Below are 25,916 nucleotides of genomic sequence, written 5' to 3'. Positions count from 1 at the left end.
GAAAGCTCCGGTGCTTCAGAGGTGATAGAAATCCAGCACCGAGTTGATCGTGTCGTTGAGCAGTAACGCGTGCTTGCGGGTGATCAACCAACTGTCGCCCTCGGGCTTGAGGCGATAGGTCGCGTGCCCGTAAAACTGCTCCGAGGTCGCCAGGCGATAGAACAGCGTGTGCCAGTTCAAGCGCACTTCCAGCGTGCCGTCGGCTTGCTCGGCAATGCGTACGTTATTGATCAAGTGCAAGGTGCGCGGCATTGGCGTCGCCGAGGCGGCCTTGCCGGTGCGCAGGCGGAACACTCGGTCTTCCAGGCCCGAACGGTTGGCGTAGTAGATCAACGACATCTCGCGCTTGGGGTCGCGGGTGTAGACGTGTTCCGAGTCCCATTGCGGCAGGTGGAACTCACTCTGCGGGTCGAACAACTGCACGTAGGCGTCCCAGTCCTGGGCATCGCACAATTGGGACTTGCGGTAGAAGAACTGCTCGATCTGGTACTGCAATTGCGCATTCATTACTTCACCTCCCGCAGGGTCAGCGCTTGCTGGTCCAGGCCCTTGAGCAGGAACTGCTGCCAGTTGCGATGCTGGTTGACGTACAAGCCTTCGTGGGTGAATTCGGTGCCGGTCATTGCCGGTTGGATACCGATGGCCTCGCTGTTGGGCGTGGGGCCGGTTTCCCACCGGTGGCTGCCTCGTGAGATATCGCTCCAGCGTTCAAGCCTCCCCTGGAAACCGCGCTGGGCTTCGCGGAATTCCACCAGGTCGTCCGGCGTGCCCATGCCCGAAACATTGAAGAAATCTTCGAACTGACGAATGCGGTTTTCGCGATCCGCGTCAGACTCACCCTTCACGCCCAGGCACTGGCTGATGATCTCGGTCTTGTTCCAGGCCACCGGGCGGATGATGCGCAGCTGTGAGCTGATCTGGTCGAGGAAGAACAGGCTGGGGTAAATGTTGAGGTTGCGCAGGCGGTGCATCATCCACTCGGCCTTTTGCTGGCCGTGCTCTTGCACCAGGCGCGGCATGATGGTGGCGTAGCCGGAGCGCACGCTGGGGTTGGGCATGTCGCTGAACAGCACGCTGTGGCCATTGTTGAAAGCGAACCAGCCGTCGTCGGTATTTGCGTCACCGGCGCCAAGCTTGCTGTAGTCCAGCGTCGTGCTTGCGCCCGTGCCGTTCTCGGTATTCACCTGCTGGCGATGCTGCACCGTGGCCACGTAGTTGTAGTGCACGGTGCTGACGTGATAACCGTCCAGGCCGTTTTCGTTCTGCAGTTTCCAGTTGCCGTCGTAGGTGTAGGCCGACTTGCCCGGCAGCACCTCCAACTCCCCAGTGGCGGATTGCGCCACCATCATGTCGAAGAACACTTTGGCATCGCCGAGGAAGTCTTCCAGGCTGTCCGTGCCCTGCACGTTCAGGCTGATAAACACGAAGCCCTTGTAGCTTTCGATGCGTGCCTTTTTCAGGCCGCGGGTGGCTTTATCGAAACCCTCTGGATATTCCCCCGGTGCCTTGACCTTCACCAGCCGGCCGTCGCTCTTGTAGCACCAGGCGTGGAACGGGCAGGTGAAGGTGGACTGGTTGCCCTTGCCCACGCGGGTGAGGGTGGTGCCGCGATGTTGGCAGGCATTGATCAACGCGTTGAGTTGGCCCTCGCCATCGCGGGTGATGATCATCGGCTGGCGCCCGGCGCGCATCGTCACGAAGTCGTGGTTGTTCGCCAGTTCGCTTTCGTGGCAGGCGTAGATCCAGTTTTTCTCGAAGATCAGTTCCATCTCCAGGTCGAACAACTCGGGCTCGGTGAACATGTCACGGGCGATGCGAAACACCGCATCGGTCGGGCGAAAATCCAGGCAGCTTTCGATAAAGCTTTTCCACTGCTCGACGCTTCTTGCACCACTCATGGGAGGCACCTTTTGATCATGGCTAAACGGTGAACCATTAAGAGGCTGCGACGAGGTGCTGGGCTATCCGCTTAATGGGGGAAGCTGAGCCGCAAAGTTGGGCAGCAAATACCCACGCCGGTGCGCGCAGGTGACGGCATGCGCTACTGTGATTGCAGGTGAAGGTCGTAACAGCCTGGGGTTTATCCACATAGTCGGCCTTTGCTATCCACCCAGTGGCAACCGCGCTGGCGTGGCCTGGAACTTGCTGTCGATGTTCAACGACGCGCCGCCAGAGCGCGCAAACGCCTAACCGCCGTGGGTGCAGCCTGATGAGTAGCCAGACACGCGATATTCATATTCAACGCTTCGACCTGGAGGGTGCCCGCAGCTGGATGTCCGGCATCTGTGGGCCCCATCGCCTGGCAACGGCGACGCCCGAGCGCCTGCGTTTTCACCACAGTGCCAATGTGTTCAAGTCCCGCGCCACCACCTTGGGCGTGATCGAATATGGCACCGACGTGACCATCGACATCGAAGACGCCGAGCACTTCAGCAGCTACAGCCTGAGCCTGCCGCTGGTGGGCGAGCAGGAGCTGAGCAAGAACGGTGAACGCCTCAGTTCCAACCGCGACCAGGGCGTAATCATTTCGCCCAATGAACATCAGGTGCTGGCGATTTCCGGAGACTGCCGCAAGTTGCAGGTGGTGATCACTCGCGCGGCGATGAGCGAGTCGCTGGAAGGTTTGCTGCAACGGCCCATCGACGCGCCGCTGCGCTTTGAATCGGTGATGGATGCGGTGGACGGCGCCCCGGCCGCGTGGTGGCGCATGGCGCGTTATTTCATCGCCGAGCTGGAATGCAGCAGCGAGTTGTACGAACAGGCGGCGTTTACCCGCGACCTGGAAAGCTCATTGATCAAGGGGCTGATCCTGGCCCAGCCGAATAACTACTCCGAAGAACTGCGTGACGTGCTGGGGGTAAAACTGCCGCATTACCTGATCCGTGCGCGGCAATACATCCATGACAACGCGCGTGAGGCGGTGCACCTGGAAGACCTGGAAGTGGCAGCAGGGGTGTCGCGGTTCAAGCTGTTCGATGCGTTTCGCAAGTACTTCGCGCTGTCGCCCATGGCTTATCTGAAGAAGCATCGGTTGGGGGCTGTGCGCCAGGAGATTCTTGAGCATGGCACGGTCCGTACCATCTCTGAAATCGCCCTGGGTTGGGGGTTTACTCATTTGGGCAGGTTTTCGGCTGAGTACCGCAAGCTGTTCGATGAATCTCCCAGCCAGACGTTGCAGCGCAAGCGCCTGCGCACTTTCTAAAAAACACGGGAGATCAACTGTGGGAGGGGGCTTGCTCCCGAAAGCGGTGGAACAGCCAACGTATGCATCGACTGACACACTGCCATCGGGAGCAAGCCTCCTCCCACACTGTTGTTTTAGTGCCTGGGAGATTTCAGATCAGTTCTTCAACCAACTGCAAACAATGATTCAGCCCAGGCGACTGATCATTCACCCGTCGGCTGAGAATGATCGGAGAGGTCGCGGTGGTTTCCACAATCGGCGTATAGCCAATATCCGCCCGGTGCAACACCTGCACCGATGCCGGCACCAACGTCACGCCCATACCCGCGCCCACCAGGCCGATGGCGGTCTGCAACTCGTTGGTCCACTGCGCTACCTTCACGCTCAAACCGTGGGCATCGAACAGCGCGATCACATGGTCGGCATAACTGGGGCGCGGGTTGCCCGGGTAGAGCACAAAGGGCTCGGCGGCCAACTGGGCGAGGGTGGCGGGTGCGCCCAGCAACGGGTGGCCGCTGGGCAGCACGGCCACCAGGCGATCCTCCACCAGCACCCGCTGGACGATGGCCGGGTCGTCGATGCGAATCCGCCCGAAACCCACATCGATGCGCCCAGCCTTGAGTGCTTCGACCTGCTGCAGGGTGGTCATCTCCGACAAACCCAACTCCAGCTCCAGGGCCTCATGGTTGCGCAGCCGCCGGATCAATTCCGGCAGCACGCCGTACAAGGTCGAGGGCGCAAAGCCGATGCCCAACCAGGTCTTCTCGCCCAGGCCGATGCGCCGAGTGTTGTCGCAGACCTTGCCCAGTTGCTCGAGCAGCACATTGGCATGCTCATAGAAAAACCGCCCAGCCTCGGTCAGCCGCAAGGGCCGGCTACGTTCCAGCAGAGTGACCCCAAGCTCATCCTCCAGTTGCTGGATCTGCCGGCTCAAGGGCGGCTGGGCGATGTGCAGGCGTTCGGCGGCGCGGGTGAAGTTGAGGGTCTCGCCCAGCACCTGGAAATAGCGCAGGTGACGCAGTTCCATGACGGCTCCTTTCATACCTTGAGGGTATTGCTTGAGACCCATTCTATATTGGAACCCCGCAAAGATACGGCACAGAATCGGCCAAAACCTATAAAGAACCCAACGGGTATTGCCATGCCGATTTGCGCCATCGAGTCGATCGAAACCCTCATCGTCGACCTCCCCACCATTCGCCCACACAAGCTGGCGATGCACACCCTGCAAAACCAGACCCTGGTGATCATCCGCCTGCGTTGCGCTGACGGCATCGAGGGCATTGGTGAAGCCACCACCATCGGTGGCCTGAGCTACGGCAATGAAAGCCCCGACAGCATCAAGATCAACATCGACCGCCATTTCGCGCCGCTGTTGATCGGCCAGGACGCGAGCAATATCAACGCCGCCATGTTGCGCCTGGAGCGCAGCATTCGCGGCAACACCTTTGCCAAGTCCGGCATCGAAAGCGCTTTGCTTGACGCCCTCGGTAAACGCCTGGGCCTGCCGGTCAGCGAACTGCTCGGCGGGCGTGTACGCGATGCGCTGCCAGTGGCCTGGACCCTGGCCAGCGGCAACACCGAACAGGACATCAGCGAGGCCGAGAAGATGCTCGACCTGCGCCGTCACCGCATCTTCAAATTGAAGATCGGTGCCGGTGAGGTCAGCCGCGACCTGGCCCATGTGATCGCAATCAAGAAAGCCCTGGGCGAGCGCGCCAGCGTGCGCGTCGACGTCAACCAGGCCTGGGATGAAGCCGTGGCCCTGCGGGCATGCCAGGTGCTGGGTGATAACGGCATCGACTTGATTGAGCAACCGATTTCACGCAATAACCGTAGCGGCATGGCCCGGCTGAACCTGTCGAGCCCGGTGCCGATCATGGCCGATGAGTCAATCGAGTGTGTCGAGGACGCCTTCAACTTGGCCCGCGAAGGTGCGGCCACGGTGTTCGCCCTAAAGATCGCCAAGAACGGCGGCCCGCGTGCGGTCTTGCGCACGGCAGCGATCGCCGAAGCGGCCGGTATCGGTCTATACGGCGGCACCATGCTTGAAGGTGGCATCGGCACCCTGGCCTCGGCCCATGCGTTTCTCACGCTGAACAAACTGGCGTGGGACACCGAGCTGTTCGGGCCGCTGTTGCTCACCGAAGATATTCTCACCGAACAACCGGTGTATCGCGATTACCAGCTGCATGTTTCCACTGCGCCGGGCCTGGGCCTGACGCTCGATGAAGAGCGCCTGGCGTTCTTCCATCGTGACAAACGCTAAGAGGCACTTGCCATGTTGTTCCACGTAAAAATGACCGTGAACCTGCCCGTCGACATGCACCCCGAGCGCGCCGCCAGCCTCAAGGCCGAAGAGAAGGCCCTGGCCCAGCGCCTGCAACAAGAGGGCAAATGGCGCCACCTGTGGCGCATCGCCGGGCACTACGCCAACTACAGCGTGTTCGATGTCGACAGCGTGCAAGACCTGCATGACCTGCTGATGCAACTGCCACTGTTTCCCTACATGGCTATTGAAGTGAATGCCCTGTGCCGACACCCGTCGTCGATCCATGCAGACGACCGCTGAGCCCCTTTTTAAAGCTAATAACAAGATGAGGAGTGCACCATGACCATTCGCCTGTCCCAGACTGCCCATGCCCAACAGTTTCTCGAAGAGGCCAGCGGTAACCTCAATGACGCTGGCAACCCACGCACCAAGGCGCTGATGTACCGGATCCTGCGTGACACCGTGAACATCATCGAAGACCTGGAAGTGACCCCGCAAGAGTTCTGGAAGGCGGTCAATTACCTCAATGAGTTGGGTAAAAACCAGGAGGCCGGCCTGCTCGCCGCGGGCTTGGGCCTGGAGCATTACCTGGACCTGCTGATGGACGCCGCCGATGAGCAAGCCGGCAAGTCCGGCGGCACACCGCGCACCATCGAAGGCCCGTTGTACGTTGCCGGTGCGCCACTGTCCAAGCACGAAGCACGGCTGGATGATGGCAAGGACGACGCGGTGCCGTTGTTCATGCGCGGGCAAGTGCGCGATACCGCGGGCAAGCCGCTGGCGGGGGCGATTGTCGATGTGTGGCAGGCCAATACGGGCGGTACCTATTCGTGGTTCGACCCGACCCAGTCGGCATTCAACCTGCGCCGACGCATCGAGACCGACGCCCAGGGCAACTACCGTTTTCGCAGCATCGTGCCTTCGGGTTACGGCTGCCCGCCAACCGGGCCGACGCAACAGTTGCTCGACCAACTGGGGCGCCATGGGCAGCGGCCGGCGCATATCCACTTCTTCATCTCCGCGCCCGGGCACCGGCACCTGACCACGCAGATCAACCTGTCGGATGACCCGTACCTGCATGATGACTTTGCCTATGCCACGCGGGATGAGCTGATTGCCGAGATTCGCTTCAGTGACGATCCACAGTTGGCGCGGGAGTTTGGTGTGGAGGGGCGGTTTGCGCAGATTGATTTTGATTTTGAGTTGCAGGTGGCTGATGCACCGGTGGAGCAAAAACGCATGCAACGAGTCCGCGCCCTCGAAGACTGAATGCGGACAAAATGTGGGAGGGGGCTTGCTCCCGATAGCAGAGTGTCAGTCACCTATTTACTCACTGACCCACCGCTATCGGGAGCAAGCCCCCTCCCACATTTAGTTCACATTGATCTGTAGTGATGGTGTTATTTGCGTAGGACCAGATCCAACACTTCATCCCGATCCTTGATCTTCTGCAACACAATCTCCGACCGGATATCCATCACCCCCGCCGTGCGGTTCAGGTGGTTCACGATAAAGTCGGAAAAATGCTTGAGGTTACGCGCCTGCACCCGCAGCACATAGTTGCTGGCGCCGGTGATCACGTAGGCGCTCGCCACTTCCGGCCAGCCTTGCACCTTCTTGATAAACGTCTCATGCCAGTCTTCCACATCCTGGCGCAACGACAGGTGCACGATGGCTTCCAGCTCGATCCCCAACTGCTCGGCATTCAGCACCGCGCGGTAGCCGCTGATGATTCCTTCGCTCTCCAACAAGCGTAAACGGCGCAGGCACGCGGACGGCGACAGCGCGACTTTTTCCGCCAGTTCCTGGTTGCTGATACGCCCATCCTGTTGCAGAAAGTGCAGGAGGCGCAGGTCGGTGGCGTCGAGAATCATGCTTAGAATATATCCGCGTGTTTAGAGGTTAAATTCGAATTTCCTACAGCTTAATTAGCCTGTTACCCACCACTTTGCACGAAAATTCTGTAAATCTTCGTTCATTATTTGCTCCATATTCACTTATAAAAACCAGGACGACCCATGACCACTCGAAGCCATTGCCAAGCCCTCGACGCCCAGGATCCATTGGCGCCACTGCGCGCCCAGTTCGCCTTGCCCGAGGGGGTGATCTACCTCGACGGTAATTCCCTCGGCGCTCGCCCGGTGGCGGCGCTGGAGCGGGCGCAGCAGGTGATCGCCGAGGAGTGGGGCAATGGCTTGATCCGCAGTTGGAACAGCGCTGGCTGGGCGGATTTGTCCCAGCGCCTGGGCAATCGCCTGGCGCCGCTGATCGGTGCGCGCGATGGCGAAGTGGTGATCACCGATACCACCTCGATCAACCTGTTCAAGGTGCTCAGCGCCGCGTTGAGTGTGCAGCGCCAACGGGCACCGGCGCGCAAGGTGATCGTCAGCGAAGCGAGTAATTTCCCCACCGATCTGTATATCGCCGAGGGGCTCGCTGAACTGCTGCAACAGGGCTATTCCCTTCGTCTCGTCAACAGCCCGGACGAACTGCCCCAGGCCATCGACGCGGACGTGGCGGTGGTGATGCTCACCCACGTCAACTACAAGACCGGCTACATGTACGACATGCAAGCGCTCACCGCCCTGAGCCATGAGTGCGGCGCGCTGAGCCTCTGGGACCTGGCGCATTCGGCCGGCGCGGTACCTGTCGACCTGCACCAGGCCGGCGCTGATTATGCGATTGGCTGCACCTACAAATACCTCAACGGCGGGCCGGGCTCCCAGGCATTTGTGTGGGTCAACCCGGCGTTGGTGGACCTGGTGCGCCAGCCGTTGTCGGGTTGGTTCGGGCATACCCGCCAGTTCGCGATGGAGTCCAACTACGCACCCAGCGCCGGCATTGCGCGCTACCTGTGCGGTACGCAGCCGATTACCTCGTTGGCCATGGTGGAATGCGGCCTGGAGATTTTTGCCCAGACCGATATGGCCAGCCTGCGCACTAAATCCCTGGCATTGACCGACCTGTTTATCACGTTGGTCGAAAGCCGTTGCGCCGCCCATGGCGTGACGTTGATCACCCCGCGTGAACACGCCCGGCGTGGTAGCCACGTCAGCTTCGAACACCCCGAAGGTTATGCAGTGATCCAGGCTCTGATCGCCCGCGGCGTGATCGGCGATTACCGCGAACCACGGATCATGCGCTTCGGTTTCACGCCGCTGTACACCCGCTTTACCGAGGTGTGGGACGCCGTGGAAATCCTCGGTGAAATCCTTGACCAGAAAGCCTGGGACCAGCCGCAGTTCAAAGTTCGCAACAGCGTTACTTAAGAGCACCGCAAAATCAATGTGGGAGGGGGCTTGCTCCCGATAGCGGTGTGTCAATAGACATATCAGTGACTGACACACTGCCATCGGGAGCAAGCCCCCTCCCACAGGAGACCCGTGTCATCAGTTAAATAGTGCAATCACAATAATAAAGGGGCACGCCACGTGACCACGCCAGACAACGGCTTTGCAGAGATTACCCACCGCGAACTGGGCCTGAGGCGCCAGCTCACCTCCGGCCAGATGAGCATGATCGCCATCGGTGGCGCCATCGGCACAGGGCTGTTCATGGGCAGCGCCTATGCCATCGGCTATGCCGGGCCGAGCGTGCTGGTGAGCTACGCCATTGGCGCGTTGATCACCTTGTTGCTGATGGGCTGCCTGGCGGAGATGACGGTGGCCCACTCCACCTCCGGCTCCTTTGGCGCCTACGCCGAGTTCTACATCAGCCCACTGGCCGGGTTCCTGGTGCGCTATGCCTACTGGGCGGCGATTGTGCTGGCGGTGGGCGCCGAGGTCACGGCGGTGGCGATGTACATGAAGTACTGGTTCGCCAACGTGCCGGAATGGGTGTGGATCGTGTCGTTTTCCAGCGTGTTGATCCTGCTCAATGCCATCAGCGTGAAGACCTTCGGCAACTTCGAATACTGGTTCTCGACGATCAAGATCAGCGCCATCGTCGGTTTCATCATCCTTGCGGTGTATGTGGTGTTCGGCTCCGGCAACCCGGACTATGGCGTGCAGAACTACACGGCCCATGACGGCTTTTTTCCCCATGGCTTGAGCGGCATGTGGATCGCGGTGATTGTGTCGATCTTCAGCTACCTCAGCGTCGAGATGATCGCCGTGGCCGCTGGTGAAGCTGCCGACCCGGAGCAGGCCGTGAAGAAAGCCTTTCGCGCCACCATCGTGCGGTTGGTGGTGTTCTACCTGCTGACCCTGGCGCTGATGCTCGCCATCGTGCCGTGGAACCAGGCCGGCCAGACTCAGAGCCCGTTCGTGACGGTGATGCAGACCATCGGCATTCCCGGCGCTACTGGAGTGATGAACTTCGTGATCCTGATCGCGGCGCTGTCGGCGATGAACAGTCAGCTCTACATCACCACGCGCATGATGTTCAGCCTGTCCCGTGCCGGTTTCGCCCCCAAGGCCATGGGTGCCTTGAGCAAGAACGGTATCCCGCTGAATGCCTTGTTGCTGTCCAGCTCGGGCATCGCCCTGGCGACCTTGCTTAACCTGGTGTACCCGGAAAGCTCGTTCACCCTGATGATGGCGATCTCGATGTTTGGTGCGATCTTCACCTGGTTCATGATCTTTCTCACGCACCTGTTCTTCCGTCGTTACCGCCAACGTCACGGTGGGGCGAAGTTGTCGTTCCAGCTGCGCCTGTTTCCCTACAGCACGCTGTTGGGGCTGGTGCTGATGGGGGCGGTGATGATCACCACCTATTTCACCGAGGCGTTCAAGATGACCCTGGTGTTTGGCGTGCCGTTTCTGCTGATTCTGTCGGCGGTGTATTACGGGTTTTTCCGCAAGGGCAGGGCCAAGGCGTCGAACAAAGCCTTGGCGTAACCCGGCAGTTGTTCGAAGGAGCGTGCACATAACAGCAGCTTGCGACAGGCCCATTCTTCTTGCAGCGGTTGGGCCTTGAAGCGGCGCTGCGACGGCCAACGTTCCAAGGCGGCCTGAGGCACGATGCCCAGGCCAGCGCCCCCGGCAACCATACGAATCAACCCATCAAAACCGTCGGCGCGAATGCGCGTTTGCAGGCGAAAGCCTGCGTGCAACGCCTGTTCCTCCAAGTACACCGCCAGCGCGCTGTCGGCCGCCAGGCCCACATAGTCGTACTGCAAGCTGTCGATGAAACTGGCTGTGGTCAACGGGTGGTCAAGGGGCATGATCAGCACCAGCGGATCGTCGCGAAACGCCAGGGCCTGCAAGCCGTGGGTGTCCACTGCATCGGAAATAATCCCCAGGTCGGCCGTGCCCTGGCGCAATGCGTGGGTGATGCGCAGGCTGGGCAGCTCTTGCAGGTCGATATCGAGGTTGGGGTGTTCGCGCAGAAAATCCGCCAGCAGTTCAGGCAGGTATTCGCTGAGGGCGGTGGTGTTGCACAGCAGCCGTACCTGGCCTTTGACGCCATTGGCGTATTCGGCCAGGTCTTGTTGCAGGTGGTCGGCCTGTTGCAGCAGCAAGCGAGCGTGCCGGGCCAGGGCTTTGCCCGCAGGCGTTGGGGTGACGCCACGGCGGCCACGGTCGAGAAACGCGATGCCCAGTGACGACTCCATCGCCCGGATGCGTGCGCTGGCGGCAGCCAGGGACAAATGGCTGCGGGCCGCACCGGCGGTGATATTGCCGGTGTCGAGAATGTGCAGGTAGAGGCGCAGGTCGATCAGGTCAAAGTGCATGGCGGGAAGTTTTCCGGTGACTGTGCGGGCCCCTTCGCGAGCAAGTGTGGGAGCGGGCTTGCTCGCGAAGAGGGCATCAGCCTCACAAAAAACAAGAGGCTGCCTCAGTATATGGCGAATTTCCCCGATCATTGAAAAGCGCCAAGATAGGTCCATGAATACCTTCCTAGCGTTCTACCAAAACCTTGGCCCAGCCCTGACAGGGCTGATCATCACCACCTTCCTGCTGGCCGGCACGGTCAAGGGCATCATCGGCCTCGGCCTGCCTACCGTAGCCATGGGCATGCTCAGCCTGGCTATGTTACCGGCGCAGGCAGCGGCTCTGCTGATCATTCCTTCGACTATCACCAACCTCTGGCAACTGGCGTTCGGTGGCCATTTGAGTGCCTTGTTCAAACGCCTGTGGCCCATGCTGTTGCTGATTTTCCTCGGTACCGGGCTTGGTACCTTGTGGCTGGGCATGGGCGGCGGACCTTGGGTGGTGCGAGGGTTGGGCGCGGCGTTGCTGGTGTACGCATTGAGCGGCTTGTTCCTGCCGGCGTTCCGGGTAAACCCGGCAACCGAGCGTTGGCTGGGGCCGCTGTGCGGGGTCGTCACCGGCCTTATCACCTCTGCTACCGGCGTGTTCGTGATTCCCGCTGTGCCCTATTTGCAAGCCTTGGGCTTGAATCGCGATCAGTTGGTGCAGGCGCTGGGCCTGTCGTTCAGCGTGTCGACGCTGGCGCTGGCCGCGGGACTGGCGTGGCGTGGCACCTTGGGTGGCGGTGAAATCGGCGCCTCGCTGTTGGCCCTGGTGCCAGCGCTGTTGGGGATGTGGCTAGGCCAGGCACTGCGCCAGCGTATCAGCGCGGTGCTGTTCAAGCGTGTGTTCTTCATCGGCATGGCGTTGCTGGGAGGCCATCTGTTGATCAGTGGTTAAGTGTCCTGCCTCTCGGTGTAAGCTGCGCTGAACCGATAACGAGGGAGCGCTTGTGAAAGCCCGGTCCGATGAGCTACAGATTTTTGTCAGCGTGATTGAGTGCGGTTCGATTTCTGCCGCTGCGGAGCAGGCTGGGCAGACACCGTCGGCGGTGAGCCGCACATTGTCGCGCCTGGAAGCCAAGCTCGAGACCACGCTGATCAACCGCACCACACGACGCATGGACCTGACCGAGGAGGGCAAGTACTTCTTCGAGCAAGCCAAGGTGATCCTGGCGCAGATGGATGAGCTGGAAGAACGCCTGTCGTCGCGCCAGAAAAAACCGGCGGGCCGCCTGCGGATCAACGCCGCAGTGCCGTTCATGCTGCATGGGATCGTGCCGCACATCGCCGAATTTCGCAGCCGCTACCCGGACATCCAACTGGAGCTGAACAGCGATGACCTGATCATCGACCTGCTCGAGCAAAGTACCGACATCGCTATTCGTATCGGCGCCCTGGCCGACTCGACCTTACATGCCCGTTCCCTGGGTTCTACCCCGCTGCATATCCTCGCCAGCCCCGACTACCTCAAGCAGCACGGCACGCCGACGACGGTAACCGAATTGGCCGCCCACACGTTGCTTGGCTTCACCCACACCGACACCCTCAACCACTGGCCGCTGCGCCATGTGGAAGGTGACCGCTGGCTGATCCAGCCCAGCGTCAGTGCGTCCAGTGGCGAAACCGTGCGGCAGTTGGCGCTGGAAGGGCAGGGCATTTGCTGCCTGTCGAACTTCATGACGGTCGACGACATCGATGCCGGGCGCCTGGTGCCGGTGCTGGAGGCGTTCAACAGCGGCTATCGCCAGCCGATCCATGCGGTGTTCTACCGTAACTCGCAATTGGCATTGCGCATCCAGTGCTTCCTGGACTTCATTCAAGCCAAGCTGGCGCGGTATGCCTGCTGATTCGTGACCTATACGCAAGAGTGAATTGGGCAATACGGGCTTATTCGGCCGGGAGGGGTACTTGATACTGGACCCATCACTTACCCAGTCAGGAGTCACTTCCATGAACGTATTCGTTACCGGCGCCGCAGGGTTTATCGGCGGTTCCATTGCCACCGGCCTGGTCAAGGCCGGCCATCACGTCACCGGCCTGGTGCGCAGCGCCGAACAAGCTGCCGAGATGACCGCCCTGGGCATCACCCCGGTGATTGGCACTCTCGACGACAGCGCCGTATTGACCGAACAGGCGCGCAAAGCCGATGCCGTGATCAATGCCGCCAGCAGCGATCATCGTGCCGCCGTAGAAACCTTGCTGGCCGCGTTGAAAGGCTCGAACAAACCGTTCCTGCACACCAGCGGTTCGAGCATCGTCGGTGATGCGTCGGGCGGTAAGGCCAGCGATGTCATCTATTTCGAAGACAACCTGCCGGAGCCGACTGTCGACAAGGCCGCACGCGTGGCGATCGACAACCTGATCCTGGCGGCGGCCACCGACGGCGTGAATTCGGCGGTGATCTGCAACACGCTGATCTACGGCCACAGCTTGGGCGTTAAGCGTGACAGCGTGCAATTGCCGCGCTTGCTCAAACAGGCGCGCAAAAGTGGTGTGGTGCGCCATGTGGGCCCAGGGCAGAACATCTGGTCCAACGTGCATATCGAAGACGTTGTCGCTCTGTATCTGCTGGCGCTGACCAAAAACCTACCGGGTACGTTCTACTTTGTGGAGAGCAGCGAGGCGGCATTTATCGACATGACCACCGCGATTGCCCAAGCGCTGAACCTGGGCGAGCCGCAGGATTGGCCATTGGCGGAGGCTGAGGCCGAGTGGGGTTATGAAATGGCCAACTATGGCCTGGGCTCCAATAGCCGGGTGCGCGGTAAGCATGCGCGCCAATTGCTGGGCTGGGTGCCGAAGCGTACGTCGGTGGTGGAGTGGATTCGCAACGAGATGGTGTGATGTTCGCTTGAGACCGAGGAGCTGCTATCGGGAGCAAGCCCCCTCCCACATTTGACCGAGTTCCAACTTTGGAATGCATTCAAGTGTGGGAGGGGGCTTGCTCCCGATGGCGGCGACTCGGTTCACTTGTAGTTACACATTACTGGCCCATCCCGTTGCAATTCCGTACCATTCCTCGCCTTATCCCCCGCAACTCCCTGGTACTCCATGAACCTCACCCGTCTGCGCGCCGATGCCCTGGCCGGCCTCACCACGTCTTTTGCGCTGCTGCCCGAATGTATCGCCTTCGCCCTGGTCGCCCATCTCAACCCGCTGATGGGGCTCTACGGCGCTTTTATCATTTGTACCCTCACTGCGCTGTTCGGCGGTCGCCCGGGCATGGTCTCGGGCGCGGCCGGTTCGATGGCGGTGGTGATCGTCGCGCTGGTGGTACAACACGGGGTGGAGTATCTGCTGGCGACGGTGCTGCTGGGCGGGTTGATCATGGTCGCGTTCGGGCTGCTGCGCCTGGGCAAGCTGGTGCGCATGGTGCCGCACTCGGTGATGCTCGGTTTCGTCAACGGCCTGGCGATCATTATCGCGCTGGCGCAATTGGAGCATTTCAAGAGCGGCGACAGCTGGCTCAGTGGCACGCCGTTGTATGTGATGACGGGGCTGGTTGGGGTGACCATGGCGATTGTCTATTTGCTGCCACGCCTGACCCGGGCCGTGCCGCCCGCGTTGGTGGCGATTCTGGGTGTCGGCCTGGCGGTGTACCTGCTTGGCCTGCCGACGCGCACGTTGGGCGATATGGCGCATATCGCCGGCGGTTTGCCGAGCTTCGCCCTGCCGCAACTTCCCTGGACCCTGGAAACCCTCGGCATCATCGCGCCCTACGCGTTTCTGATGGCGATGGTCGGCCTGCTGGAAACCCTGCTGACTCTCAACCTCACCGACGAAATCACCGAGACCCGTGGCTACCCCGACCGCGAAAGCGTTGCCCTGGGCGCGGCGAATATGGTCTCGGGCCTGTTCGGTGGCATGGGCGGTTGCGCGATGATCGGGCAAACCGTGATCAACCTCAGCTCCGGCGGGCGCGGGCGTTTCTCTGGCGTGTTTGCCGGGGTGATGATCCTGTTGTTCATTCTGTTTCTGTCACCGCTGATCGAGCGGATTCCGCTGGCGGCGTTGGTAGGCGTGATGTTCGTGGTGTCGCAGCAGACCTTCGCCTGGGCGTCGCTGCGGGTAATCAACAAGGTGCCGCTCAACGACGTACTGGTGATCATGGCGGTGACGATCATCACCGTGTTTACCGACCTGGCCACCGCTGTGCTGTGCGGCATCGTTATCGCCGCGCTTAACTTTGCCTGGCAACAGGCGCGGGAGCTGTACGCGGATGAACACCTGGAGGCCGACGGCAGCAAGCTTTACCGTCTGCATGGCACCTTGTTCTTTGCCTCGACCACGCCGTTCCTGAATCAATTCGACCCGGCCAACGACCCGGCCCAGGTCACGCTGGATTGCCGTCACCTGAGCTTTGTCGACTATTCGGCGATTGCCGCACTGATGACCCTGCGCGAGCGCTATACCAAGGCCGGCAAACACCTGCGGGTGCTGCATTTATCCGAGCGCTGCAAGAAGCTGCTCAAGCGTGCCAAGGTTCAGCATGACTGATATTACGGCCCGACCAGGTCTTCGAGCTCCTGGGCGCGGGTCTGGGTCATGTCGAGCACGCAGCCGGAGCCGTTGACCTGATCAATAGTGCCGCCGGTGGCACTGCCGGCGAAGGCGCAATTGGCATCGCGGTATTTGATCCACAGGCGCTGCACGTCTTGCAATTGCTGCTTGCGCGCGCCTTCCTGGGCGGCGAGGGCGGTTTTGTAGGCGCGGTTCAGGCGCTCGTCCTGCACCTTGGTTTGCCTGGCGTTGCAATTGACCATGTCCGCCGTGGTGTTGGCGCTGTCCATGCATTTTTTCAATGCGGCGTTGTCGGCGGCATAGGCGCTGCCGCATAGGGAAAGAAGCAGGGCGCTGGCGGCGATTGTGCTGCGAATCATGGGCGGTTTCCTGAACAGAGTGGAGGCGCATTCTATGACTCGAAGGCGGCGCTTGAGTTTCCGGCATCCTCTGATCTTCATGTAAGAACACCCCCCGAATTTTCATAGGCTGGCGTTGCACATATCCCCAAGCGACAGCGCTTATCTGTGGGCGAAAATTACTTTCATAAAAATTGAAAATACTCCTCGGTAATGATTTATGAGTTTCACAACCAATTCGACGTGACCCTTTCCGAGGAGTACCGCATGGCCGCATCACCGGGCTTCGGGCTATTGGCATACGCCGCCATCGCCATCATTGCATTGATCGTGCTGATTGCACGTTACCGACTCAACCCGTTTATCGTCATCACTCTGGTGTCCATCGGCCTGGCGCTGATGGCCGGGATGCCGGCGGACACCATCATGGGGTCGTATGAGGCTGGTGTGGGTAAAACCCTGGGGCATATCGCCCTGGTGGTGGCGCTGGGCACCATGCTCGGCAAGATGATGGCCGAATCCGGCGGCGCCGAGCAGGTGGCGCGTACGCTGATCAACCGCTTCGGTGAGCGCAACGCCCACTGGGCGATGGTGTGCATTGCGTTTCTGGTGGGGCTGCCGCTGTTTTTCGAGGTCGGTTTTGTGCTGCTGGTGCCGATTGCCTTTACGGTGGCGCGGCGCGTGGGCGTGTCGATCCTGATGGTCGGCCTGCCGATGGTCGCCGGCCTGTCGGTGGTGCATGCGCTGGTGCCGCCGCACCCGGCGGCAATGATGGCGGTGCTGGCCTACAACGCCTCGGTCGGGCAGACCGTGCTGTATGCGATTTTGATTGGTATTCCCACGGCGATCATCGCCGGCCCGGTCTACGCCAAATTCATCGTGCCGTACATTCACCTGCCGGCGGAAAACCCGCTGGAGCGCCAGTTCATCGAGCGCGAACCGCGTACCCGCCTGCCCAGTTTTGCACTGACCATGGGCACCATCCTGTTGCCGGTGGTGCTGATGATGATCGGCGGCTGGGCCAACGTGATTTCCACTCCAGGCACCGGCTTTAACCAGTTCCTGCTGTTTATCGGCAACTCGGTGATCGCCCTGTTGGTGGCGACCCTGGTGAGCTTCTGGACCTTGGGCCTGGCCCAGGGCTTTAACCGTGAGTCGATTCTCAAATTCACCAACGAATGCCTGGCGCCGACCGCCAGCATTACCTTGCTGGTGGGTGCGGGCGGCGGGTTGAATCGCATCCTGGTGGACGCCGGTGTGACGAATGAAATCCTCGGCCTGGCCCATGCGTTCCACTTGTCGCCGCTGGTGATGGGCTGGCTGTTCGCCGCACTGATGCGTATCGCCACCGGCTCGGCCACGGTAGCCATGACCACTGCGTCGGGCGTGGTCGCGCCCGTCGCCTTGGGCTTGGGTTATCCACACCCCGAATTGCTGGTGCTGGCGACCGGTGCGGGTTCGGTGATCTTTTCCCATGTCAACGACGGTGGCTTCTGGCTGATCAAGGAATACTTCAATATGACGGTGATCCAGACCTTCAAGACCTGGACCGTGCTGGAGACTCTGATTTCGGTGGTCGCCTTCGGTCTCACCTACGGCTTGTCACTGGTTTTATGAGCCTCATTCTGTAACCCGGAGCCCCCATGGACATCCTCTACCAGATCCGCGCCCGCCAGGACTCTTTCAGCGCCGGCGAAGGGCGTATCGCCAAGCTGATGCTTGAGGATGTGGGCTTTGCCGCCTCGGCCAGCCTGGAGGCGTTGTCCCAGCGGGCCGAGGTTAGTACCGCGACCTTGTCACGTTTTGCCCGCAGCGTCGGTTGCCGTGACTTGCGCGATTTGCGCCTGCAATTGGCCCAGGCCAGTGGTGTGGGCAGCCGCTTTCTGGACCCTGCGGGGTTGCCGGAACAGTCGGCATTTCATCGGCAGATCCTGGGCGATATCGAGGCGACGTTGCGTCAGCATCTGTCGGGTTTCAATCAACGCAGTTTCGTCGATGCGGTCAACCTGCTGGGCAAGGCGCGCATGATCCACGCGTTCGGCATGGGTGGCCCGTCGAGCCTGTGCAGTGATGAATTGCAGGTGCGCCTGGTGCGGCTGGGCTACCCGATTGCCGCCAGCCATGACCCGGTGATGATGCGTGTCACCGCTGCGACCCTGGGGCCGGAACATGCCTTGATCGTCTGCTCCCTCACCGGGCTGACGCCCGAGCTATTGGATGTGGTGAAGCTGGCGCGCAACTACGACGCCCGCATCGTTGCCATCACGCTCGCCGATTCACCCCTGGCGCAGTTGGCAGATGTGTTGCTGCCGCTGCAACCGGCGGAAACCAGTTTTATCTACAAACCCACCGCGGCCCGCTACGGCATGTTGCTGGCCATCGACCTGCTCGCCACTGAGTTGGCGCTGGCCCTGCCGGACGACAACCAGGAACGCCTGCGCCGGATCAAACTGGCCTTGGACGATTACCGCGGCGGCCCCGACAGCCTGCCGCTTGGAGATTGATATGAAGTACGACACGCTGATTCGCCAGGCGCTGATCATTGATGGCAGCAACACCGAAGGGTATGTCGCCGATGTGGGATTGCATGAAGGGCGTATCAAGACGATTGGCGACTTGTCCACAGCCGAGGCCGAACAGGTCATCGACGCCCATGGCCGCGTATTGGCACCGGGCTTTATCGATGTGCACACCCACGATGACACGGTGGTGATCCGCCAGCCGCAGATGCTGCCCAAGCTCAGCCAGGGCGTGACCACGGTGATTGTCGGTAACTGTGGCATCAGTGCCTCGCCGGTGAGTTTGCGCGGCGCCCCGCCGGACCCAATGAACTTGCTGGGCAACAGTGAGGCGTTCTGCTATCCGCGGTTCAGCGATTATCGCAACGCAGTGCAAGACGCCCATCCGGCGGTGAACGTCGCCGCATTGATCGGCCACACAGCCCTGCGCAGCAACCATATGGACGACCTGCACCGCACGGCCACGCCCGGTGAAATCACGGCGATGCGCGTGCAGTTGCAAGAGAGCCTGGAAGCCGGCGCCCTGGGTTTATCCACAGGCCTGGCCTACGCCAGCGCGTTCAGTGCCGAGACCGATGAAGTGTTGCAACTTACCGAAGAGCTGACGGCCTACGGTGCGGTGTACACCACCCATTTGCGCAGCGAATTCGAGCCGGTGCTGGAGGCGATGGAGGAGGCGTTTCTGATCAGCCGCCATGCCAAGGTACCGGTGATCATTTCCCACCTTAAATGCGCCGGTGCCGGTAACTGGGGGCGTAGTCCGCAGTTGTTGGCATCGCTTGAAGCCGCGGCAAAAAATCATCCAGTGGGCTGTGATTGCTATCCCTATGCCGCCAGCTCCTCGACCCTGGACCTCAAGCAAGTCACCGACGCGTTTCGCATCACCATCACCTGGTCGACGCCGCACCCGGCAATGGGCGGGCGCGACTTGCAGGATATCGCTGCCGAGTGGGGCGTTTCGCTGCTCGACGCTGCCCGTCGCCTGCAACCGGCTGGCGCGGTCTATTACGGCATGGATGAAGCCGATGTGCGGCGCATCCTCGCCCATCCGCTGTCGATGGTGGGCTCGGATGGGTTGCCCGAAGACCCGTTTCCCCACCCGCGCTTGTGGGGTGCGTTTCCACGGGTGCTGGGGCACTTCAGCCGGGATGTCGGCTTGTTCCCGTTGCACACGGCGGTGCACAAGATGACCGGTTTATCGGCAGCGCGCTTTGGCTTATCCGAGCGTGGCGAAATCCGTGAAGGGTACTGGGCCGACCTGGTGCTGTTCGACCCGCTGCGGGTGCGCGATGTGGCCGATTTCAAGGCGCCGCAACGGGCGGCAGAAGGGATTGATGGCGTGTGGGTCAATGGCGTGTTGAGTTACCGCGATGGGCAGGCCAATGGTCAGCGGCCGGGGCGATTCCTGGCGCGCAGTGGGGATTTGCGTGGCGGGTTTTCGTCTCTATAGTGGGCGTTCTCACACACGGAGCAGTCGCCATGCACTTAGGAAAAGTCACCCCCATCCTGCGGATTTTCGATGAGGCCAAGGCGTTGGAATTCTACGTCGACTTCCTGGGGTTCAAGGTCGATTGGCAGCATCGTTTCGAGGCGAATTTCCCGTTGTACCTGCAAGTGTCACTGGGCGAGTGTGTGCTGCATTTGTCCGAGCACCATGGCGATGCGTCGCCGGGGTCGGCGGTGCGGATTCAGGCGACAGAAGTGGACGCGTATCAGCAGCAGTTGCTGGCCAAAGATTACCGTTATGCCAAGCCCGGGGTTGAGGAAACGCCTTGGGGTTCGCGGGAGATGAGCATCAGTGATCCGTTTGGGAATCGGCTGGTGTTTGTCGAGGAAGGCGAGGGCTGATGGGGAAATGGCAGGCAATAAAAAACCGCCTTAGTAGGGCGGTTTTTTTGCAAACCCAGTTAGTGGCTGGGGTTTGCTCTCTCAAAGGACGCATTGACCCGCAGGTGGATACTACCGCCGGTCACGTCGTCACGCAACACGGAACGATGGCCGGCATGGATACTTTAGGCATCTTTCTCTTGCCTGATTTGACTGCAAAAGCTTGCAATGAATCTATCGGGCGATACTGGATATTTGACCACTGTTGGACACACCTTAGACGGGAATGTTGGTTAGGATCTTCCCCGTTCTGCGTTTGTCGCTTTTTGGGGGGGGCCGGGTATGCGCGCGAATTCTGGACCGACCGCCACGGGCTAGTAATCCGTGCCGGATTGATGCGGAAGGACCACTAGCCCGGCCACCTCAAAGGACGCATTGACCCGCGTCCAAAGGCTCACGTGTTCCGGTAAGTGCGCTGGAGGTAAGGCCCAACTCAAGGAGGGCCGAGTATGTCTAAGCTTGCACGACGTACGTGGAACCTCGTAGTAAATGCCCTACGTGTTTATCACGTGTGGACATTCCTGCGGGACAGCTTTGATGACCTGTAAGGTCTGAGAAGTGGAGCCGCCTCGGCTTAAATCGAGGCGGCTTTTTTGGTTTTTCAAACCCGGAAATGACTGACCATCTGCTGCAACTGGCTGCCCAAACGCGCCAATTCCACACTCGACTTGGCCGTCTCGTCACTGGCCGTCGCTGTCTGCTCGGACACATCCCGCACATTCACAATACTGCGGCTGATCTCTTCGGCCACGGCGCTCTGCTGTTCGGCGGCCGCTGCAATCTGCTGGTTCATCGACTGGATGTTCGACACTGTGCGGGTGATGTTCTCCAGGGATACGCCTGCCTTGCGCGTCAGCTCGACGCTGCTGTCGGTGAGGCTGCGGCTGTTGTTCATCACGCTGGCCACTTGCTGGGTGCCGTTCTGCAAGCCAGCCACCAGGCCTTCGATTTCCTCGGTGGATTTCTGCGTACGTTGGGCCAGGCCACGTACTTCGTCGGCGACCACGGCAAAGCCACGGCCGGCTTCACCGGCACGTGCGGCTTCAATCGCGGCGTTGAGGGCCAGCAGGTTGGTCTGTTCGGCCACGGCCTTGATCACGTCCATGACGCTGCCGATCTTGTTGCTCTCTTGCTGCAGGTGCGTCATGGCGTCGGTGGAACGCGCTACTTCGGCGGCCAATCGCTCGATCTGGGCAATGGCTTCGGCCACCACCTTGTCGCCTTCGCGGGCTTGCCCGTCGGCGTCGGACGCGGCTTGGGAAGCCTGTTCGGCATTGCGCGCCACTTCCTGCACGGTGGCGGTCATTTCATGCATGGCGGTGGCGACCTGATCGGTCTCGATCTTCTGACTGTTCACACCGGCGCTGGTCTGTTCAGTCACCGCCGACAATTCTTCGGCGGCGCTGGCAATCTGAGTCACGCCATCGCGGATGCCGCTGATCAGCTCGCGCAGGGTCGTGCCCATGCGCTGGATGCCTTGTTGCAACACGCCCAGCTCATCACGACGGGTCACCTGGATGTTGTGGCTCAGGTCGCCGGAAGCGATGCGTTCCACCACGGCTAGCGTGTCCTGGATCGGGCGCGTGATCTGGCGGGTGATCACCCAGGCAGCGATGATGCCGACCAGCAGGGCCAGCAAGGTGCTGATCAATTGCAGGCTACGGGCCTGAGTGCTTTCAGTGTCGCGACGTTCCAGCTGGATGTCGTACAGCTTGTCGCTGATCGTGACGATATCGGCGCCTTGTGTCGTCATTTCGGCGCGGGCGGTAACGATGTTGGCGTTGGCCGCCTTGTAGCTCTGCACGGCGCTGCGATAGTCACCAAGCGCGGTTTCCAGTGCGGTCAATGCGGTTTGCTGGCCAGCGCCGAACGCGGCACTGAGAGCTTTCAAACCGGCGACGGCTTTTTCGATTTGCGCAGCAGCGCGGGCTTCGGTTTCGGCGCTCGGGCTATTGGTATAGCCGCGCACTTCGTAGCGAGCTTGCTGGAACTCGCTCTTGGCTTGGGTCACGGCCAAAAATTGAGTGAAGCGTTCGGGGCTATCGGGCGACTGCTGCACATTGGTTTCCAGCGCATTGATTTGTGCGTTGGCGATGTCGGCCTTGGCGCCCATGACGTCGCGTGCAGCGTTGCCGTTACGGTAGGCCTCGCGCATTTTGTTCAGTGACTGGCGGTAAGCGGTAATGACGGCTTTCTGGTCATTGAGCAGCTTGAGGTTTTCCGGGCTCTTGAATGTGTCCAGCAGCTTCTGTTGCTGGGCGGCGAAGGCATCGAGGCTGGTCTGCACGTTCTGCGCCACGGCTTCGTCGCCGTTGGCCAGCATGTATTGCAAGCGCACGATGCGCAGCTTGGTCAGCGAGGCGTTGAGCTGGGTGATGTCACTCATCCAGTTGCTACGGTCGATCAGGCCGCCCAGGCTGGTCCAGCCGGTGAGTGCCAGGATCGAGGTGAGGGCCAGCACCAGGCCAAAGCCCAGGCCGAGTTTGAGGTTGACGCTGATGTTACCGAACCAGCTGTTCATCGAAAGCTCCTTGAAGAGTGATGTCTGTCTGCTGGACGGTGTGTTGTTGTTTGAGCCAGCCAAGATGTGTAGGGCTGTATCGGCGGCAAAGGATGATTCTGAAGTACTTTTCTTGCGGGGTGACGAAGGGGCGCCATTGCGGCTGTACCTGACCTACGACCTGGCGCTCTGGTAGCCGGGGAGGGGGGCTGATCACGGGTCGGTCTTGTGTGCTAGTCTGCGGGCCCTTTTAGTTCTGGGCGACGCGGGAAACCGTGTTGCCCTACAGCGGAGCCTCTTCATGTCCGAAGTTAATCTGTCCACCGACGAAACCCGCGTCAGCTACGGTATCGGCCGTCAGTTGGGCGACCAACTGCGCGACAACCCGCCACCGGGCGTTAGCCTGGACGCGATCCTGGCTGGCCTGACCGACGCGTTCGCGGGCAAGCCAAGCCGTGTTGACCAAGAGCAAATGGCTGCCAGCTTCAAAGTGATCCGCGAAATCATGCAAGCCGAAGCCGCTGCCAAGGCTGAAGCCGCAGCAGGCGAAGGCCTGGCATTCCTGGCTGAAAACGCCAAGCGTGATGGCATCACCACCCTGGCTTCCGGCCTGCAATTTGAAGTGCTGACTGCCGGCACCGGCGCCAAGCCGACCCGTGAAGATCAAGTGCGTACTCACTACCACGGCACCCTGATCGACGGCACTGTGTTCGACAGCTCCTACGAGCGTGGCCAGCCTGCAGAATTCCCGGTTGGCGGCGTGATCGCCGGCTGGACCGAAGCCCTGCAACTGATGAATGCCGGCAGCAAATGGCGTCTGTACGTGCCGAGCGAACTGGCTTACGGCGCTCAAGGCGTTGGCAGCATCCCGCCGCACAGCGTTCTGGTGTTCGACGTCGAGCTGCTCGACGTTCTGTAAGACCTGCTGGTTACCTGTTGGGACGAACGCGTTCGCCCCAACAGGCATTTGCCAGTTTCTTCATGGATGGAACTTGCCATTCAAGTCGGTCGCCGGGCGCAACGCTCGGGCATAGCAGAACAGAAACAGGTTCCTCACCACTTCCTTCAGTACTCCAGGCTCACTGGAACTCAGGCCATTGACGTCCAGGTCTCCCTGATCCTGCAGTTCGTTCAGCGCTTCTTCCTCAAGCACCGCACAGACTTCGCCGGTTTCCCGATGCAGGATCCGCAGGTAAGGGTGTGGACGGTCCAGCCAGGCATCTATCAAATAAGTCATGGTCGTTCTCCTTGATGGGTTTCAATGAGAATAATTCTTATTCGTAGAATAGCAAGTGTCTATTGGCGGTTTCTGGGTTTTTCTGTGTGGGTATTGTGTTCGATCAACGGGGAGGGCAAAACGCCATCCCGCGGCGGGCGCGGGATGGATACAGCAGGATCAGACCTTGCGCACGAACTCGGACTTGAGTTTCATCGGGCCGATACCGTCGATCTTGCAGTCGATATCGTGGTCGCCGTCGCACAGGCGAATGTTCTTGACCTTGGTGCCGACCTTGACCACCAGGGACGTGCCCTTGACCTTGAGGTCCTTGATCACGGTAATGGTGTCACCGTCCTGCAGGACGTTACCCACAGAATCTTTCTTCACGGTTTCATCGCTGGCCACTTCGGCCTCGCCATTGGCGGACCACTCATGGGCGCATTCCGGGCAGATCAGCTGGGCGCCGTCTTCGTAGGTGTATTCGGAATTGCATTTTGGGCAGGGTGGCAACGTGCTCACTAAAGCTCCTTGAAAGTCAGGATGGCTAAAAGTCGCACATTATATAGGGGTTTGTGGCTGGGTAGGGCCGCCTAGAGTGGCAATACATTCTAAATATTGGCAATACAAACAAAATGTGGGAGCGGGCTTGCTCGCGAAAGCGGTAGGTCAATTTATAAGATATTGACTGACACTACGCTTTCGCGAGCAAGCCCGCTCCCACACTAGCCCGCGTTCGCAGATATTGCTCAGTGAGTACGCGCCACCGCGAATTCGCTCAGCTCAACCAATGCATCCCGGTATTCGCTGGCAGGCAGTGCTTGCAGGCACTTGATCGCACGGGCCACGTAGTCACGCGCCAGTTGTGCGGTGTACTCCAGGGAACCTGAGGCTTCGACGGCGGCACGGATGGCCTCCAGGTCTTCGATCCCGCCTTTCTGGATCGCCTTGCGCACCAGGGCGGCCTGTTCCGGCGTGCCTTCGCGCATGGTGTAGATCAGCGGCAAGGTCGGCTTGCCCTCGGCCAGGTCGTCACCGACGTTCTTGCCCAGGGTTTCGGCGTCGCCCTTGTAGTCGAGCAGGTCGTCCACCAGTTGGAACGCCACGCCCAGGTGATCACCAAAGGTACGCAGCGCCTCGGCCTGTTCGGCGGTGGCGCCACACAGTGCAGCGGCGCTGTGGGTAGAGGCTTCGAAGAGCATCGCGGTTTTGCCGCGAATCACTTCCATATAGGTTTCTTCGGTGGTGCTGGCGTCGCGGACTTTGGACAACTGCAACACTTCGCCTTCGGCGATGATGCGCGTGGCCTGTGAAAGAATCTTCATCACCGGCATCGAGCCCAGCTCGACCATCATTTCGAACGAGCGCGAATACAGGAAGTCACCCACCAACACGCTCGGTGCGTTGCCCCACATGGCATTGGCGGTCTCGCGGCCACGGCGCATGCCGGACATGTCGACCACGTCGTCATGCAGCAGGGTGGCGGTGTGCAGGAACTCGATGGTGGCGGCCAGCAGGCGCAGGTCATCGCCTTCGCGGCCCAGGGCCTTGCCACACAGCAGTACTAATAAAGGACGCAGGCGTTTGCCGCCCGCCGACGTAATATAGTCGCCAATTTTGGAGACCAGCGGCACTTTAGACGTCAGCTGCTGCTTGATGATGCCGTCGACGGCGCTAAAATCGTCCGCGACCGCGCGGTAGAAAGCTTGGGGTTGCATCAGCGACAGTCGCTCCAGAAGGGTTGCGCGGCATGCTAGGACTCAGGCCCCCTAGTGTCAAGGCGC

General features: G+C 60.5%; 25 protein-coding genes and 1 pseudogene. 15 read left to right on the top strand and 11 right to left on the bottom strand.

The genetic code is table 11. The features are described 5' to 3' along the window. Positions 1-15: 15 nt before the first annotated feature. On the bottom strand, positions 16-507 hold the full coding sequence (gene antB / locus JFT66_RS24575) for an anthranilate 1,2-dioxygenase small subunit (protein ID WP_153839180.1): 492 nt from the start codon (positions 505-507) through the stop codon (positions 16-18). Next, positions 507-1,898 (bottom strand): anthranilate 1,2-dioxygenase large subunit, encoded by a 1,392-nt coding sequence (antA, locus tag JFT66_RS24570; protein WP_198860350.1) that lies wholly within the window; start codon positions 1,896-1,898, stop codon positions 507-509. Before antA ends, antB begins: the two co-directional genes overlap by 1 nt. A gap of 311 nt (positions 1,899-2,209) precedes the next feature. On the opposite strand from antA, the gene JFT66_RS24565 reads away from it, so the two are divergent. Beyond that, positions 2,210-3,202, top strand: coding sequence for an AraC family transcriptional regulator (locus tag JFT66_RS24565; protein ID WP_198860349.1), 993 nt, complete (start codon positions 2,210-2,212; stop codon positions 3,200-3,202). Positions 3,203-3,335: 133 nt separating this feature from the next. Here the strand turns inward: JFT66_RS24565 and JFT66_RS24560 are convergent, their stop codons facing one another. Beyond that, the gene (locus JFT66_RS24560) at positions 3,336-4,211 is read right to left on the bottom strand and encodes a LysR family transcriptional regulator (RefSeq protein WP_198860348.1); all 876 of its coding nucleotides are present in this window, start codon (positions 4,209-4,211) and stop codon (positions 3,336-3,338) included. Positions 4,212-4,325: 114 nt separating this feature from the next. Between JFT66_RS24560 and JFT66_RS24555 the strand changes: the two genes are divergently transcribed. Genes JFT66_RS24555 through catA form a run of 3 tightly spaced genes read left to right on the top strand, consistent with a single transcriptional unit; the run spans position 4,326 to position 6,725 of the window. Further along, on the top strand, positions 4,326-5,453 hold the full coding sequence (locus JFT66_RS24555) for a muconate cycloisomerase family protein (RefSeq protein ID WP_198860347.1): 1,128 nt from the start codon (positions 4,326-4,328) through the stop codon (positions 5,451-5,453). A 12-nt stretch (positions 5,454-5,465) separates the two neighbouring features. After that, entirely contained in the window at positions 5,466-5,756 is a 291-nt protein-coding gene (gene catC, locus JFT66_RS24550; RefSeq protein ID WP_034115972.1) for a muconolactone Delta-isomerase, read from the top strand. A 39-nt stretch (positions 5,757-5,795) separates the two neighbouring features. Then, on the top strand, positions 5,796-6,725 hold the full coding sequence (catA, locus tag JFT66_RS24545) for a catechol 1,2-dioxygenase (RefSeq protein WP_198860346.1): 930 nt from the start codon (positions 5,796-5,798) through the stop codon (positions 6,723-6,725). A gap of 131 nt (positions 6,726-6,856) precedes the next feature. Here catA and JFT66_RS24540 read toward each other — a convergent pair whose 3' ends face one another. Next, entirely contained in the window at positions 6,857-7,330 is a 474-nt protein-coding gene (locus JFT66_RS24540; RefSeq protein WP_003194103.1) for an Lrp/AsnC family transcriptional regulator, read from the bottom strand. 144 nt (positions 7,331-7,474) lie between these two features. Here JFT66_RS24540 and kynU point away from each other — a divergent pair, with 144 nt between their 5' ends. Together kynU and JFT66_RS24530 are read left to right on the top strand one after the other, a co-directional pair. Then, on the top strand, positions 7,475-8,725 hold the full coding sequence (kynU, locus tag JFT66_RS24535) for a kynureninase (protein ID WP_198860345.1): 1,251 nt from the start codon (positions 7,475-7,477) through the stop codon (positions 8,723-8,725). A gap of 162 nt (positions 8,726-8,887) precedes the next feature. After that, a complete protein-coding gene (locus tag JFT66_RS24530) occupies positions 8,888-10,294 on the top strand; it encodes an amino acid permease (RefSeq protein WP_198860344.1) in 1,407 nt (468 codons plus the stop codon). Here the strand turns inward: JFT66_RS24530 and JFT66_RS24525 are convergent. Beyond that, positions 10,240-11,130, bottom strand: a complete 891-nt coding sequence (locus JFT66_RS24525) for a LysR substrate-binding domain-containing protein (RefSeq protein WP_153872391.1) — start codon at positions 11,128-11,130, stop codon at positions 10,240-10,242. The genes JFT66_RS24530 and JFT66_RS24525 overlap by 55 nt on opposite strands. 154 nt (positions 11,131-11,284) lie before the next feature. Between JFT66_RS24525 and JFT66_RS24520 the strand changes: the two genes are divergently transcribed. The 4 genes from JFT66_RS24520 (at position 11,285) to JFT66_RS24505 (ending at position 15,648) form a co-directional block, all read left to right on the top strand. Continuing rightward, entirely contained in the window at positions 11,285-12,049 is a 765-nt protein-coding gene (locus JFT66_RS24520) for a sulfite exporter TauE/SafE family protein (RefSeq protein ID WP_198860343.1), read from the top strand. A 52-nt stretch (positions 12,050-12,101) separates the two neighbouring features. After that, complete coding sequence (locus JFT66_RS24515; RefSeq protein WP_198860342.1) at positions 12,102-12,998, top strand: LysR substrate-binding domain-containing protein; 897 nt, start codon at positions 12,102-12,104, stop codon at positions 12,996-12,998. 103 nt (positions 12,999-13,101) lie between these two features. Beyond that, the gene (locus tag JFT66_RS24510; RefSeq protein ID WP_034115965.1) at positions 13,102-13,995 is read left to right on the top strand and encodes an NAD-dependent epimerase/dehydratase family protein; all 894 of its coding nucleotides are present in this window, start codon (positions 13,102-13,104) and stop codon (positions 13,993-13,995) included. 207 nt (positions 13,996-14,202) lie between these two features. Further along, positions 14,203-15,648: a SulP family inorganic anion transporter gene (locus JFT66_RS24505; protein WP_034115964.1), complete on the top strand. Its 1,446-nt coding sequence runs from the start codon at positions 14,203-14,205 to the stop codon at positions 15,646-15,648. A gap of 2 nt (positions 15,649-15,650) precedes the next feature. Here JFT66_RS24505 and JFT66_RS24500 read toward each other — a convergent pair whose 3' ends face one another. Then, the gene (locus tag JFT66_RS24500; RefSeq protein WP_034115963.1) at positions 15,651-16,031 is read right to left on the bottom strand and encodes a lysozyme inhibitor LprI family protein; all 381 of its coding nucleotides are present in this window, start codon (positions 16,029-16,031) and stop codon (positions 15,651-15,653) included. 246 nt (positions 16,032-16,277) lie between these two features. On the opposite strand from JFT66_RS24500, the gene JFT66_RS24495 reads away from it, so the two are divergent. Genes JFT66_RS24495 through JFT66_RS24480 form a run of 4 tightly spaced genes read left to right on the top strand, consistent with a single transcriptional unit; the run spans position 16,278 to position 20,377 of the window. Further along, complete coding sequence (locus tag JFT66_RS24495; RefSeq protein WP_152612274.1) at positions 16,278-17,627, top strand: GntT/GntP/DsdX family permease; 1,350 nt, start codon at positions 16,278-16,280, stop codon at positions 17,625-17,627. 26 nt (positions 17,628-17,653) lie between these two features. Further along, complete coding sequence (locus JFT66_RS24490) at positions 17,654-18,514, top strand: MurR/RpiR family transcriptional regulator (protein ID WP_034115961.1); 861 nt, start codon at positions 17,654-17,656, stop codon at positions 18,512-18,514. Between the two features lies 1 nt (position 18,515). After that, positions 18,516-19,979, top strand: a complete 1,464-nt coding sequence (locus JFT66_RS24485) for an N-acyl-D-amino-acid deacylase family protein (RefSeq protein WP_198860341.1) — start codon at positions 18,516-18,518, stop codon at positions 19,977-19,979. Between the two features lie 29 nt (positions 19,980-20,008). Further along, a complete protein-coding gene (locus JFT66_RS24480) occupies positions 20,009-20,377 on the top strand; it encodes a glyoxalase superfamily protein (RefSeq protein WP_034115959.1) in 369 nt (122 codons plus the stop codon). A gap of 640 nt (positions 20,378-21,017) precedes the next feature. Here JFT66_RS24480 and JFT66_RS30305 read toward each other — a convergent pair. Further along, positions 21,018-21,722 (bottom strand): methyl-accepting chemotaxis protein, encoded by a 705-nt coding sequence (locus tag JFT66_RS30305; RefSeq protein WP_370874670.1) that lies wholly within the window; start codon positions 21,720-21,722, stop codon positions 21,018-21,020. Between the two features lie 198 nt (positions 21,723-21,920). Next, positions 21,921-22,802, bottom strand: a pseudogene (locus JFT66_RS30300) (methyl-accepting chemotaxis protein); the annotation flags it as partial. Between the two features lie 415 nt (positions 22,803-23,217). Here JFT66_RS30300 and JFT66_RS24470 point away from each other — a divergent pair. Continuing rightward, entirely contained in the window at positions 23,218-23,835 is a 618-nt protein-coding gene (locus JFT66_RS24470; RefSeq protein ID WP_034115957.1) for an FKBP-type peptidyl-prolyl cis-trans isomerase, read from the top strand. Positions 23,836-23,895: 60 nt separating this feature from the next. On the opposite strand, the gene JFT66_RS24465 is transcribed toward JFT66_RS24470, so the two are convergent. From JFT66_RS24465 to JFT66_RS24455, 3 genes are all read right to left on the bottom strand, one after another. Continuing rightward, positions 23,896-24,153, bottom strand: coding sequence for a PA4570 family protein (locus tag JFT66_RS24465; RefSeq protein WP_005791321.1), 258 nt, complete (start codon positions 24,151-24,153; stop codon positions 23,896-23,898). Between the two features lie 159 nt (positions 24,154-24,312). Further along, positions 24,313-24,654 (bottom strand): zinc ribbon domain-containing protein YjdM, encoded by a 342-nt coding sequence (locus JFT66_RS24460; protein WP_034115956.1) that lies wholly within the window; start codon positions 24,652-24,654, stop codon positions 24,313-24,315. A 227-nt stretch (positions 24,655-24,881) separates the two neighbouring features. Further along, entirely contained in the window at positions 24,882-25,850 is a 969-nt protein-coding gene (locus JFT66_RS24455) for a polyprenyl synthetase family protein (protein ID WP_034115955.1), read from the bottom strand. Positions 25,851-25,916: the final 66 nt, after the last annotated feature.

Origin of the sequence: Pseudomonas sp. MF6755 (assembly GCF_016405635.1) — a bacterium.
Lineage (GTDB): Bacteria > Pseudomonadota > Gammaproteobacteria > Pseudomonadales > Pseudomonadaceae > Aquipseudomonas > Aquipseudomonas haemolytica.
This window is presented reverse-complemented; position numbering and strand designations above follow the sequence as displayed.

Coding starts and splice junctions, on each gene's coding strand:
- antB (WP_153839180.1), bottom strand. CDS start 507: ATGAATGCGCAATTGCAGTACCAGATCGAGCAGTTCTTCTACCGCAAG.
- antA (WP_198860350.1), bottom strand. CDS start 1,898: ATGAGTGGTGCAAGAAGCGTCGAGCAGTGGAAAAGCTTTATCGAAAGC.
- JFT66_RS24565 (WP_198860349.1), top strand. CDS start 2,210: ATGAGTAGCCAGACACGCGATATTCATATTCAACGCTTCGACCTGGAG.
- JFT66_RS24560 (WP_198860348.1), bottom strand. CDS start 4,211: ATGGAACTGCGTCACCTGCGCTATTTCCAGGTGCTGGGCGAGACCCTC.
- JFT66_RS24555 (WP_198860347.1), top strand. CDS start 4,326: ATGCCGATTTGCGCCATCGAGTCGATCGAAACCCTCATCGTCGACCTC.
- catC (WP_034115972.1), top strand. CDS start 5,466: ATGTTGTTCCACGTAAAAATGACCGTGAACCTGCCCGTCGACATGCAC.
- catA (WP_198860346.1), top strand. CDS start 5,796: ATGACCATTCGCCTGTCCCAGACTGCCCATGCCCAACAGTTTCTCGAA.
- JFT66_RS24540 (WP_003194103.1), bottom strand. CDS start 7,330: ATGATTCTCGACGCCACCGACCTGCGCCTCCTGCACTTTCTGCAACAG.
- kynU (WP_198860345.1), top strand. CDS start 7,475: ATGACCACTCGAAGCCATTGCCAAGCCCTCGACGCCCAGGATCCATTG.
- JFT66_RS24525 (WP_153872391.1), bottom strand. CDS start 11,130: ATGCACTTTGACCTGATCGACCTGCGCCTCTACCTGCACATTCTCGAC.
- JFT66_RS24520 (WP_198860343.1), top strand. CDS start 11,285: ATGAATACCTTCCTAGCGTTCTACCAAAACCTTGGCCCAGCCCTGACA.
- JFT66_RS24510 (WP_034115965.1), top strand. CDS start 13,102: ATGAACGTATTCGTTACCGGCGCCGCAGGGTTTATCGGCGGTTCCATT.
- JFT66_RS24505 (WP_034115964.1), top strand. CDS start 14,203: ATGAACCTCACCCGTCTGCGCGCCGATGCCCTGGCCGGCCTCACCACG.
- JFT66_RS24500 (WP_034115963.1), bottom strand. CDS start 16,031: ATGATTCGCAGCACAATCGCCGCCAGCGCCCTGCTTCTTTCCCTATGC.
- JFT66_RS24495 (WP_152612274.1), top strand. CDS start 16,278: ATGGCCGCATCACCGGGCTTCGGGCTATTGGCATACGCCGCCATCGCC.
- JFT66_RS24490 (WP_034115961.1), top strand. CDS start 17,654: ATGGACATCCTCTACCAGATCCGCGCCCGCCAGGACTCTTTCAGCGCC.
- JFT66_RS24485 (WP_198860341.1), top strand. CDS start 18,516: ATGAAGTACGACACGCTGATTCGCCAGGCGCTGATCATTGATGGCAGC.
- JFT66_RS24480 (WP_034115959.1), top strand. CDS start 20,009: ATGCACTTAGGAAAAGTCACCCCCATCCTGCGGATTTTCGATGAGGCC.
- JFT66_RS30305 (WP_370874670.1), bottom strand. CDS start 21,722: ATGACCGCCACCGTGCAGGAAGTGGCGCGCAATGCCGAACAGGCTTCC.
- JFT66_RS24470 (WP_034115957.1), top strand. CDS start 23,218: ATGTCCGAAGTTAATCTGTCCACCGACGAAACCCGCGTCAGCTACGGT.
- JFT66_RS24465 (WP_005791321.1), bottom strand. CDS start 24,153: ATGACTTATTTGATAGATGCCTGGCTGGACCGTCCACACCCTTACCTG.
- JFT66_RS24455 (WP_034115955.1), bottom strand. CDS start 25,850: ATGCAACCCCAAGCTTTCTACCGCGCGGTCGCGGACGATTTTAGCGCC.